Source organism: Pseudomonas sp. H1_F01, assembly GCF_054681425.1.
The window spans coordinates 3,167,677-3,179,685 of record NZ_CP162823.1 but is presented as its reverse complement, the minus strand read 5'-3'; the positions used below and the strand labels follow the sequence as shown (position 1 = coordinate 3,179,685).

Sequence of the window (12,009 nt, the reverse complement as noted above, 5' to 3'; positions counted from 1 at the left end):
ATTGAGTCCAGAGCGAACGATCAAGATCAAAAGATCGCAGGCTTCGCCAGCGCCTACATCCAGATAAAGATCACCAGCAAGCCACCAAAGAACGCCCACTTCTGCAGGTAATAAAGCGTGCGGTTGCGTTTTTTCAGGGCCTTGCCCTGCAACCGTATCTTGTAGAGCCTGGAGAACGCCCGGTTCAAGGCACCCGTCCTGTCGCCCGCGTCGTTGGGCGCACCGGCCGCCGCCATCACGGTGCGGCTGAACCAGCGGTTGAACGCGGCTGCCCAGCGAAACTTCATGGGCCGCTCCACGTCGCAGAACAGGATGATGCGATTATGGTCGGTGGAGTTCTCGGCGTAATGAATGAACGTTTCGTCGAAGATCACCGCCTCGCCATCGCGCCAATGATAAGGCTCACCATCGACATTGATGTAGCAACCAGCATCGTTGGGCGTTTCCAGGCCCAGGTGATACCGATAGGACCCGGCGTAGGGGTCGCGGTGCCGGACCAGTTTCGAGCCCGGCGGCAACTCGGCGAACATCGCTGCCTTGATCGAGCCGATGCTCTGCACCAGTTCGGTGGTGCGGGGGCACAGCTTCATGGCCGAAGGATGGCTGTCGCCGTACCACTTCAGGTAGAAACGCTTCCAACCGGTCTTGAAGAACGAGTTGAAACCCACATCGTCGTATTGCTCGGAACGTTTGATCTCCCCCGCGTGCAGCAGGCCCAGGCCTTCGGCACGGATCTCTTGCCAGTGGGCCTGCAACGGGCTCAGGTCCGGGAACTGCGCCGGGCTCAGGAACGGCCTGTTGGGCAGTTTCGAGCACAGGTACAGCAGGCAATTGATCGGCGCGAGAAACGACGAATGATCGCTCAACTGGCGTCCGAACTTATGCCGCACGCGACCGCGCAGATGAACGTAGCCAATGGAGAAGATGTAGAGCGCGACAATGATGAGCTTCACGAAAAACCATCACAATGCTGGAGTGAACAGGTCGTTTCCCCGGGCCAGCCAAGCGGCAAGGGAGATGGCATAGGGTGAGATGGCATTTTAGCCACAGTTTGTAACCGAAAGTTATCCTTCAATTGTGAAAAACTGTCTTGCCCGGGCAATACCCTATCGTTTATGCGGCCAGACCAGTACAATCGCCGCCAACTATTACGCGCCCCCTTTGGTCGATACCGCAAACGCGGCTTCGGCGCACGTCTACCGGGCCAGGCGCTCCGTATTGCTGCTGTCCTCTTATGCCGGATGGACCCTTGAGCTTGCGACCGCGACGCCTTTGCGCGGTCGGGACGTGCGCAAACAGGTACTGAACAGGTACTGCCGCACCCTTAGCTACTCTGAATGTTCCGCAGGATAAACCTTTGATCTCTACAGCTAACATCACGATGCAGTTCGGCGCCAAGCCACTGTTCGAAAACGTCTCTGTCAAATTCGGCGCGGGTAACCGCTACGGTCTGATTGGCGCCAACGGTTGCGGCAAGTCGACCTTCATGAAAATCCTCGGTGGTGACCTCGAGCCGTCCGGCGGCCAGGTCATGCTCGAACCGAACGTGCGCCTGGGTAAACTGCGCCAGGACCAGTTCGCCTACGAAGAATTCACCGTGATCGATACCGTGATCATGGGTCACGAAGAGCTGTGGAAGGTCAAGGCCGAGCGCGATCGCATCTATTCGCTGCCGGAAATGACCGAAGAAGACGGCATGGCCGTGGCCGAGCTGGAAACCGAATTTGCCGAGATGGACGGCTACACAGCCGAATCCCGTGCCGGTGAACTGCTGTTGGGCCTGGGGATTGGCATCGAGCAGCATTTCGGCCCGATGAGCGAAGTGTCGCCAGGCTGGAAGCTGCGTGTATTGCTGGCCCAGGCGCTGTTCTCCGACCCGGAAGTGCTGCTGCTCGACGAACCGACCAACCACCTGGATATCAACACCATCCGCTGGCTGGAAAACGTGCTGACCCAGCGTTCGAGCCTGATGATCATCATCTCCCACGACCGTCACTTCCTGAACAGTGTCTGCACCCACATGGCGGACCTGGACTACGGCGAGCTGCGCCTGTTCCCGGGCAACTACGACGAGTACATGACCGTGGCGACCCAGTCCCGCGAGCAACTGCTGTCGGACAACGCCAAGAAGAAAGCACAGATTTCCGAGCTGCAGTCGTTCGTCAGCCGCTTCTCGGCCAACGCCTCGAAAGCCAAGCAGGCCACCTCTCGCGCCAAGCAGATCGACAAGATCCAACTGGCCGAGGTCAAGCCTTCGAGCCGTGTCAGCCCGTTCATTCGCTTCGAACAGACCAAGAAACTGCACCGCCAGGCGGTCATTGTCGAACGCATGGCCAAGGGTTTTGATGGCAAGCCGCTGTTCAAGGACTTCAGTTTCACCGTCGAAGCCGGTGAACGCGTGGCGATCATTGGCCCGAACGGTATCGGCAAGACCACCTTGCTACGCACCCTGGTCAATGAACTGGAACCCGATGCCGGTACCGTGAAATGGACCGACGCCGCAGAGCTGGGCTACTACGCCCAGGACCATGCCCACGACTTCGAGGACGACGTCAACCTGTTCGACTGGATGGGCCAGTGGACCCAGGGCGGCGAACAACTGGTTCGTGGCACCTTGGGCCGCATGCTCTTCTCCAACGACGAGATCCTCAAGTCGGTCAAGGTCATTTCCGGTGGTGAGCAAGGCCGCATGCTGTTTGGCAAGCTGATCCTGCAAAAACCCAACGTGCTGGTCATGGACGAACCGACCAACCACTTGGACATGGAATCGATCGAAGCGCTGAACCTGGCGCTGGAAAACTACCCGGGCACGCTGATCTTCGTCAGTCACGACCGTGAGTTCGTCTCCTCCCTGGCCACCCGCATCATCGAGCTGAGCGCCGATGGCGTGGTTGACTTCAGCGGCACCTATGACGACTACCTGCGTAGCCAGGGTGTGGTGTTCTAAGGACAGCCCTTGGCTGTTCGCTGCAAAAGCAAAGCCCTGCCCACTGTGACAGGGCTTTTTGCATTCCAAGGTAAAAACCTGTGGGAGCGAGCTTGCTCGCGATGGCGGCCTGACAGCTGGCCAGGATTTTGTTGACCTGGGTACATATCCATTGTTGTGGTAACGGCGGCTTATGGTTCCGCCCTTACGGCGGGTCACTATTGAGAAGCCCGGAAGCCGGCCCAGTCAAAAGTAACCAAAACGCTCCTGCCCCACCACTCGGTGCCTCGCTTAGGCTCGGCATGTCCTCACTCCGGCATTGCTCCGTGGACCCGCCGCGAAGGGCCATCCATGGCCCAGCGCAGCTATCCCGGTCGTGCACCCATCAGCCCTGTGGGAGCAAAGCTTGCTCGCGAGGCGGCCTTACAGCCGACCTGTTTCTCCCTGGTGAGCCCAATCCCTTGTGGGAGCGGGCTTGCTCGCGAAGGGGCCGGTGCATACAACCTCAATTGAAACTGAACATCCGGCTCCCCAAGCACATTTAGTTAGCCTGCTTTCTTTTATCCCCTCCTCGCGCCATGATGAGGCTCTCTTACCGCTGCCCGCGAACGAGCCCTATGCCCACGCCCTCACCTGCCTCCAGCTCCCTGTCGGTCACCCTGCAGATCGTCTCCATCGTTTTCTACACCTTCATCGCCTTCCTCTGCATCGGCCTGCCCATTGCCGTGCTGCCGGGTTATGTCCACGAACAACTGGGCTTCAGCGCGGTGGTGGCCGGGTTGACCATCGGTTCACAGTACTTGGCGACCCTGCTCAGCCGCCCCATGGCCGGGCGGCTGTCGGACAGCGTCGGCACCAAGCGGGCAATCGTCTATGGGCTGTCGGGGATTGTGCTCAGCGGCGTACTGACTCTGCTCTCGACCTTGCTGCAAAGCTTTCCCCTGCCCAGCCTGTTGATTCTGATTGTTGGGCGCTTGCTGCTCGGCGTGGCCCAAGGGCTGATTGGCGTGGGCACCATCAGTTGGTGCATGGGCCAGGTGGGTGTGGAGCACACCGCCCGCTCGATTTCCTGGAACGGCATCGCTTCGTACGGAGCCATCGCCATCGGCGCTCCGCTGGGCGTGGTGATGGTCGGTGAGCTGGGGTTCGCCAGCCTGGGCGTCGCCTTGTCGCTGCTGGCCGGGGCGGCGCTGTTGATCATTCGTAACAAGCCGTCGGTGCCGGTCATTCGCGGCGAGCGCTTGCCTTTCTGGGCGGTGTTTGGACGCATTGCGCCGTTCGGGGCGGGCCTGAGCCTGGCGTCGATCGGCTACGGCACGCTCACCACATTCATCACGCTGTTCTATATCAGTCGCGGCTGGACCGGCGCGGCCTGGTGCCTGACAGTCTTCGGTGTCTGCTTCATCCTGGCGCGGTTGTTGTTCATTTCCAGCATCGCCCGTTTCGGGGGTTTCAACTCGGCCATTGCCTGCATGAGCATCGAAACCCTTGGGCTGGTATTGCTGTGGCTGGCGCCGTCCACCGCGTTCGCCCTGGTCGGTGCCGGGCTGGCTGGTTTCGGGCTATCGTTGGTATACCCGGCGCTGGGGGTGGAGGCCATCAAGCAAGTGCCTAATACCAGCCGGGGGGCCGGCTTGAGCGCCTATGCGGTGTTCTTTGACCTGGCGCTGGCGATTGCCGGTCCGCTGATGGGGGCGGTGGCGTTGAACCTGGGCTATTCGTCGATCTTCTTCTGTGCTGCCTTGTTGTCCCTTACCGGGCTGGGTCTGACTCTGCTGCTGCGTCGCCGAGCCGTAAGCGCACCTTATTGATCGTAATACTGAAGGTCCGGTATTTACTTGTTCTTGTGTGTATATCCGTTATTTAGGTAACGGCGGCTTAGGGTTCCGCTCTGACAGCGGGTCACTTTTGGAAGAGCGCCAAAAGTAACCAAAAACGCTTTGCCCCACCACTCGGCACCTCGCCTAGGCTCGGTGTGCCCTCACTCCGGCATTGCTCCGTGGGCCCGCCGCGAAGGGCCATCCATGGCCCAGCGCGGCTACCTCGGCATCCATGCCGAGGTGCCCACTCCACAATGCCTGCGTTCGGCCAGCGTGGTTAACGGGGCGTCGAGATCAAAATCCAAAGCAAAGCAAGAGCGCGACACGTCCAGCATCTATGTAGCTGAGCCACCGCCATCGCGAGCAAGCCCGCTCCCACAGGAGAAACGCGATCACCCAGAACCAGGTCGGCTGTTAGGCCGCCTCGCGTTGGACGTTGATCTCGGCGCCCCGTTAACCACGCTGGCTGAACGAAGGCATGCCGAGCCTAAGCGAGGCACCGAGTGGTGGGGCAGAAGCGTTTTGGTTACTTTTGACTGGGCCGGCTTCCGGGCTTCTCAAAAGTGACCCGCCGTCAGGGCGGAACCCTAAGCCGCCGTTACCGCAGAAATGGATATACACACCATCCTTACGTAAAAACCATGCCCCTCGGAACAGAAGATCAGAATCTCCGGGAACGCTTAAGTGAACAGCTTATTGATCAGCCGTCCTCATCCCCGCCCGGGTTGGCTTGCCCAAGGCCTCGCCGAAGAAACGGCTGGCCTCGGAGATCATGGTGCGGTGGATGTCCTTGCGATCGACACCGTCAGCATCCGTGCACAGCGCCGGCATCGCGGCGATCTGTTCGTCGGTGCACGGTGCCAGGAAAACAAAATGCCCCGCGCCGGCCAGGGTCTTGAAGTCCGGTGCAGTGGGCAGCTTGCGGGCCAGCGCGGCGGCATTCTTGTCGAAGGCCACGAGTTTGTCGCCATCGCCGCTGTACAGCAGCACCGGCACGTGGACATCGGCCAGGGTATGACGGCCAAACTTCAGGCTCAATGGCGCCATCAACAACAATGCCCTGACCCTGGGATCAGCCACTGGTTGCAGGTCATCGCGGTCAACGATCAGTTCGCCTTGGGTATTGCAGGCGTCTCGGTCATCCGGTCGCTCCACGCAGTAGCGGCGCAGACGATTGAGGTCCGGCGTCGCACCGGACAGGATCAACGCGGTTTCGCCGCCGGCCGAATAGCCGATCACCCCGACCTGCCCGGCGTTGACGAACGGCGAGAGCATCGGGTCATTGAGCGTGGCGGTGATGGCTTCGGAAATCTGGATCGGCCGCCCGTACAGGTTGCTCAGGGTGCCAAGCCGGCTGTGATCCTGGGCGTTGTCGCCGGGGTGAATCACTGCCACCACGACAAACCCCTTGCGTGCCAGGGAGGTGGCCAGGTCATGCAGGGCCAGCGGCGTACCGGTATTGCCATGGGACAGCATCAGCAGCGGAAAGCGGCCGATGGCGATCTGGGCGTCTGGCGCGGCATCGATCTGGTAGCCACCCAGCAGGCTGGACTGTTCCCGGTCGGTGGACGGATAAAAGGCGATGGCGTGCATCGGCTGCTGATCCAGCGGATCGAGAAAGCTCAGCTCATGGAAACCGGCGCTCCAATGCGGATGCGGCCCCGGTGCGGCCTGCACTGAACCGAGACTGGCAAACAAGCAAAGCAGCAGCGCTGCACCAAAACGCGTCATCGAATCTTCCACCTTCACCAGCGCACGGGAAGGCCCCGTCGCTCGCCGTCTTGGCCGTGCATAACCTGCGCCATAAAACCCGGCGCCGAATGCAGCAAAACCCTGCATCCCGGCCATCCAATGACGACGAGAATACAGGGTTTTACGAAGGTTGCCCCAATAGCTTTGGAGCCTTTACGCAAGCCTTACGCGGCGGCGAACTGTTCGCCGATCTGCGCCTGGGCTTCGTTCATGCCCTTATTGCGCATGTCGTCGCCCTTGGCCAGCCCTTCCGCACGAACGAATTCGATGTCGGTGATACCAAGGAAGCCGAACATCACTTTCAGGTAATCTTCATGACCCGCGCCACTAGGTTGGCCGGCATGCAAGCCACCCGCCGTGGAGACGATCACCAGTTTCTTGCCACCGCACAGGCCTTCGAAGCCGGCTTCGGTGTAGCGGAACGTCTGGCCAGCGACGGCAATGCGGTCGATCCAGGCCTTGAGTTGAGTCGGAATGCTGAAGTTGTACATCGGCGCAGCGATGACCAGCGCATCCGCCGCCTGGAATTCTGCCATCGTCTCGGCGCTAAGGTCAGCTTCGTGCTTCAGGGCCGCGTCGCGCAACTCGGCGCTGGTGCCAGCGGCGATCAAGGTCTGGGCGGAAAAATGGCTGATGGCGTCAGCGGCCAGGTCGCGATAAGTCACCGTGATGCCTGGCTCGGCGGCTTTCCAGGCTTCAACCACTTCACGGCTCAATTGGCGGGAAGCGGAGTTGTCGCCGAGGATGCTCGAATCGATGTGCAGCAGTTTCATGTCAGTGCTCTCCAAGTGAGGACCGCAACCGGGCGATCAATTGGCGACAATCCTATCGATGAAGCCAATGATCGATAAGTCAGCACAAATGCGATAGTTTGTCCTACTGACAGGACAATCGAGTTCAACATGCAAGACCTCAATGACTTGTACTACTTCGCCAAAGTCGTCGAAGCCGGCGGTTTCGCGGCGGCCGGACGGTTGCTGGGCATTCCCAAGTCACGACTGTCGCGGCGCATCGCCGAGCTGGAAGAACGCCTCGGCGCCCGGTTGCTCCAGCGCACCACCCGCCAATTGAAATTGACCGCGGTCGGCGAACGTTATCTGCGCCATTGCCAGGCCATGTTGCTGGAGGCCGAGATGGCCGACGAAGCGGTGGCGAGCATGTCCAGCGAACCCCGTGGCCGATTGCGGGTGTCGAGCCCGGTGGGGCTGGCCCACCAGTTTCTGCCGGTAGTGATCGAAACCTTCCTGGTGAAATACCCTTTGGTGCAACTGGATATGACCCTGCTCAACCGGCGGGTGGACTTGATCGGTGAAGGCATCGATGTGGCGTTGCGCGTGCGCGACCTGGGGGACGAGGATCCCTTGCTGATGACCCGGCGCCTGCGCCAGGCGCGGCTGATGATGGTTGCCAGCCCGGCCTTTGTCGAAGGACGGCGGATCGAAACCCCGGATGACCTCAAACAGTTGCCGGTGCTGGGGGCATTGGAAGCCGATCGCCAGGTGCACCTGCGCCTGGTCAGCGCAGATGGGCAGCGTGTGGAACTGGGCCTGGAAGCCCGCCTGGGCATTGACGACTTCATTGTGCGCCGCGCCTGTACCCTCGCCGGCCTGGGCTTCACTTTATTGCCGAGCATGTATTGCGAGCAGGAATTGCAGGACGGCACACTGGTGGAACTCTTGCCTGGATGGTCATCGCCCGATGGCTGGCTCCAGGCGGTCTACCCGCATCGGCGCGGCATGCTGCCAGCGGTGCGTGCATGGATCGATCATTTGGTGGAAGCCTTCGAGGGCTGTGGAGATAGAACGATATGAGGTTGAGCGAAGAGGATGTCGCGCAGTTTTGCCTGGGCCTGCCCGGCGCCAGGGAGGACTACAAATGGGGTGGCGTACGGGTATTTTCCATTGCCGGGAACAAGATGTTCGCCCTGCAGGGCCTGCGAGGCGACTCGCTGGCGTTCAAGGTCGACAAGGATCTGTTCCTGGGCCATTGCGACCGGCCGGGCATTCATCCCGCGCCTTACCTGGCGCGGGCCCAGTGGGTCATCATGCAGGTGCCCTACCCGCTGGGTGCCGAAGAGCTGCGTGGTCTGCTGCAACGCTCACACCAATTGGTGGTCAGCAAATTGCCCAAGCGCACGCAGGTGGGCTTGTTGCTCTAGCCATTCAGAACAGATAGCTGCCCAGGAACAATTGGTCGATCCAGAACACCTGGTGCAGCAGCACGATGAACCAGAACACGACCTGAAACGATACTTTGCGGGTCTTGTGGCGAAACAGCTGCTGGGCCAGCAAGGCTCCGGGCCAACCGCCGGCCAGCTCCACCGCATGCAGCACGTTCTCCGGGGTGCGCCAGGTGTCGGCGCGCGCCTTGCGCTTGTCGCTCCAGTACAGCAGGAACGCCACCACGCTGACGACGCCGTAAGCCACCATCGGCACCCACGACACCGCCCGCAGCCCGAACAGGAGCGAACCGAACAACGGCAAGGCACAGAGCAGCGCAAACACCATCAGTTTGAGCCGCAGGTGCTGCACGCTGCCTTCAGCATTGCGCCCGGCGCGTTTGCGGCTGCCTGATTCGTTCATGGCTTGGCAGCGGTCCAGTCTACCCAGCCGAACTGCCAGGTTGCCAGGATCAACAGGCCGAAGGCGATTCGATACCAGGCGAACACGGCGTAGCTGTGGCTGGCGATGAATCGCAGCAGGCCCTTGACCGCAATCATGGCGAAAATGAACGCCGTGACGAAGCCAATGGCGAACACCGGGAAATCCGTCGGGACGAACAACTCACGGTATTTGTAGCCCGAGTAGACTGCCGCGCCGACCATGGTCGGCATCGCCAGGAAGAACGAAAACTCGGTAGCGGTTTTACGCGACAGCCCGAACAGCAGGCCACCGATGATGGTCGCACCGGAACGGGAGGTGCCTGGGATCATCGCAATGCATTGGGCCAGGCCGACCTTCAGCGCGTCCTTCCAGGATATCTCGTCCACAGTTTCAGCGTGCACCTGGTGCTGGCGCTTCTCGGCCCAGAGCATCACCAGGCCGCCCACCACCAACGCGGTGGCCACCGTGATCGGGTTGAACAGGTAGTGGTGGATCCAGTCGGCTAACAGCACGCCCAAGACCACGGCGGGCAGGAAGGCGATCAGCAGGTTGGCGGTAAAGCGGCGGGCGCTGGGTTGTGTCGGCAGGCCCAGCACCACGTCGAAGATCTTGCGGCGGAACTCCCAGACCACCGCCAGGATCGCGCCGAGCTGGATGATAATGTTGAACGCCATCGCGCGCTCGCCACCGAACTCAAGCAAGTCGGCGACAATGATCTGGTGCCCGGTGCTGGAAATCGGCAGAAACTCCGTCAAGCCTTCCACTACGCCAAGAATCAATGCCGAAAAGGCAGTCCACAAATCCATTCATCCCCCAAAAAAGACGCTGTTCATGCAGGTCTTATCAATATTCAAGTGTCATGCAGGTACCCCCGCAGCGGGTGCACGATAACCGCGACCTTTCAAAAAAAACCAATGAAAAATGAGAACCGGCTCAGGTTTTGCGCTGCGGGGCCGAAATCCTATCAGACAAGCCCTGATAACGCTGCCGCGTTGTGACTCAGGTCAATTACCGATAGCGGCCGGGCGCTACAGTGCCGGCCGTCGATATGACAAGAATAAAAAACCGGAGTGACAGCGTATGAATAGCTTGCGCAGTGTGTCGATCAGCCGACGCTTGTGGCTCATCCTGGTCGTGGCCATCGTGATGTTGTTCACGCTCGGCGCCTTGATGCTTAAACAGATCCACACCGACCTCTACCAAGCCAAGGTGCAGAAAACCCAGCATGTGGTACAGACCGCCAGCGGCGTGCTGACTTACTACCAAGGCCTGGAAGCGGCCGGTACCCTGACCCGTGACGCCGCGCAAAAGCAGGCCCTCAGCGCCGTGCGTGGCCTACGCTATAACCAGAGTGACTATTTCTGGATCAACGACCTGACGCCGGTCATGATCATGCACCCGGCCAACCCGAAGCTTGAAGGCCAGAACCTCTCGGCCATCCGCGACCCGAACGGCTATGCGCTGTTCAACGAGATGGTTGCCATCGCCAAGTCCAAGGGCGCCGGCATGATCAACTACCTCTGGCCGAAACCGGGCGCCGAGGCCCCGGTGGGCAAGACCTCCTACGTCCAACTGTTCGAACCCTGGGGCTGGATCATCGGCTCAGGCGTGTACGTGGATGACGTCCAGGCCGAGTTCCAATCCCAGGTAATCAAGGCCTCGGTGGTCGGTTTGATCATCACCCTGCTCATGGGCCTGCTGTTGACCCTGATCGTGCGCAGCATCGTCGGCCCGTTGCAGGAAACGGTCAACGCCATGGCCAACATCGCCAGCGGCGAGAGCGACCTGACCCGCACCCTCGACACCCACGGCCAGGACGAAGTCACGCAACTGGCGCGGCATTTCAACGCCTTTACCGCCAAGCTGCGGCAAGTGGTGACCCAACTGCAAGCTTCGGCCAGTGCGCTGGGGCAATCTTCCAGCGAATTGGGCAACGACGCGGCGCAGGCTCAGGAACGCAGCCAGCAGCAGTCGCAACAAATGGAACTGGTAGCGACCGCGATCAATGAAGTCACCTATGGCGTGCAGGACGTGGCCAAGAACGCCGAGCACGCGGCCAGTGAGATGCGCGACGCCGAATCCCAGGCCCAGCAAGGCCAGGTCAACATCGATGGCAGCTTGCAGCAGATCGACCGCCTGTCCCAGACCATCGACCAGGCAGTGGAAGTGATCCGCACCCTGGCGAGTGAAAGCACCCAGATTGGCAGCGTGCTGGAGGTGATTCGCTCCATTGCCGAGCAGACCAACCTGCTGGCTCTCAACGCCGCGATCGAAGCCGCCCGTGCCGGCGAACAAGGCCGGGGCTTTGCGGTGGTCGCCGATGAAGTGCGGCTGCTGGCCCAGCGTACGCAGAAGTCCACTGCAGAGATCCAGGCGATGATCGAGCGCCTGCAAAGCCATTCCGAAGCTGCCGTGAAAGTCATCAGCGACAGCAGCCGTGCCTCGCAACTGACGATTGAACAAGCCGGCCTGGCCGGTGCCAGCCTCAACGCCATCGGCCAGGCCCTGCGCAATCTCAACAGCCTGAACGCCTCCATCGCCAGCGCCACCCTGCAACAGGCCCATGTGGTGGAAGACATCAACCAGAACGTCACCCAGGCCGCCGGCCTGTCCCACAGCACCGCCATGGCCGCCGAACAATCCAGCCAGGCAAGCACCCGTCTCAAGGCGTTGAGTGAACAGTTGAACGGGTTGCTCACGCAGTTCCGGGTCTGAAGATCGGTAGACCACCCCTGTGGGAGCGAGCCTGCTCGCGAATGCGGTTTGATTTGATCGTTCCCACGCTCCGCGTGGGAATGCATCCCGTGACGCTCTGCGTCACATTCCAGAAGCGGAACGCAGAGCGTCCCTGGCGACATTCCCACGCAGGAGCGTGGGAACGATCGTAATCCCTTGCTCGCGATAGCGA

The 12,009-nt window shown here is 60.7% G+C and carries 10 protein-coding genes; 5 read left to right on the top strand and 5 right to left on the bottom strand.

Translation table 11 applies throughout. The features are described 5' to 3' along the window. Nucleotides 1-53 precede the first annotated feature (53 nt). A complete protein-coding gene (gene lpxO, locus AB4O09_RS14645; protein WP_258634027.1) occupies nucleotides 54-953 on the bottom strand; it encodes a lipid A hydroxylase LpxO in 900 nt (299 codons plus the stop codon). A 404-nt stretch (nucleotides 954-1,357) separates the two neighbouring features. Between lpxO and AB4O09_RS14640 the strand changes: the two genes are divergently transcribed. After that, on the top strand, nucleotides 1,358-2,947 hold the full coding sequence (locus AB4O09_RS14640) for an ABC-F family ATPase (RefSeq protein WP_003181279.1): 1,590 nt from the start codon (nucleotides 1,358-1,360) through the stop codon (nucleotides 2,945-2,947). 596 nt (nucleotides 2,948-3,543) lie between these two features. Further along, nucleotides 3,544-4,737 (top strand): MFS transporter, encoded by a 1,194-nt coding sequence (locus AB4O09_RS14635; protein ID WP_003202348.1) that lies wholly within the window; start codon nucleotides 3,544-3,546, stop codon nucleotides 4,735-4,737. A gap of 702 nt (nucleotides 4,738-5,439) precedes the next feature. On the opposite strand, the gene AB4O09_RS14630 is transcribed toward AB4O09_RS14635, so the two are convergent. Both AB4O09_RS14630 and AB4O09_RS14625 read right to left on the bottom strand, forming a co-directional pair. After that, a complete protein-coding gene (locus AB4O09_RS14630) occupies nucleotides 5,440-6,477 on the bottom strand; it encodes an alpha/beta hydrolase family protein (RefSeq protein ID WP_003202350.1) in 1,038 nt (345 codons plus the stop codon). A gap of 185 nt (nucleotides 6,478-6,662) precedes the next feature. Next, a complete protein-coding gene (locus AB4O09_RS14625; protein WP_003202352.1) occupies nucleotides 6,663-7,271 on the bottom strand; it encodes an FMN-dependent NADH-azoreductase in 609 nt (202 codons plus the stop codon). A gap of 129 nt (nucleotides 7,272-7,400) precedes the next feature. Between AB4O09_RS14625 and AB4O09_RS14620 the strand changes: the two genes are divergently transcribed. Beyond that, nucleotides 7,401-8,309 (top strand): LysR substrate-binding domain-containing protein, encoded by a 909-nt coding sequence (locus tag AB4O09_RS14620; RefSeq protein WP_003202353.1) that lies wholly within the window; start codon nucleotides 7,401-7,403, stop codon nucleotides 8,307-8,309. Further along, nucleotides 8,306-8,656 carry an MmcQ/YjbR family DNA-binding protein gene (locus AB4O09_RS14615; RefSeq protein ID WP_013693486.1) on the top strand — a complete coding sequence of 117 codons (351 nt, stop codon included), beginning with the start codon at nucleotides 8,306-8,308 and terminating at the stop codon, nucleotides 8,654-8,656. The genes AB4O09_RS14620 and AB4O09_RS14615 overlap by 4 nt, the downstream gene beginning before the upstream one ends. Nucleotides 8,657-8,660: 4 nt before the next feature. On the opposite strand, the gene AB4O09_RS14610 is transcribed toward AB4O09_RS14615, so the two are convergent. Both AB4O09_RS14610 and AB4O09_RS14605 read right to left on the bottom strand, forming a co-directional pair. Continuing rightward, nucleotides 8,661-9,080, bottom strand: a complete 420-nt coding sequence (locus tag AB4O09_RS14610) for a DUF1294 domain-containing protein (protein ID WP_003202356.1) — start codon at nucleotides 9,078-9,080, stop codon at nucleotides 8,661-8,663. Further along, nucleotides 9,077-9,907 (bottom strand): undecaprenyl-diphosphate phosphatase, encoded by an 831-nt coding sequence (locus tag AB4O09_RS14605; protein WP_003202359.1) that lies wholly within the window; start codon nucleotides 9,905-9,907, stop codon nucleotides 9,077-9,079. The genes AB4O09_RS14610 and AB4O09_RS14605 overlap by 4 nt, the downstream gene beginning before the upstream one ends. A gap of 274 nt (nucleotides 9,908-10,181) precedes the next feature. Between AB4O09_RS14605 and AB4O09_RS14600 the strand changes: the two genes are divergently transcribed. Next, entirely contained in the window at nucleotides 10,182-11,816 is a 1,635-nt protein-coding gene (locus AB4O09_RS14600; RefSeq protein WP_003202361.1) for a methyl-accepting chemotaxis protein, read from the top strand. Nucleotides 11,817-12,009 lie beyond the last annotated feature (193 nt).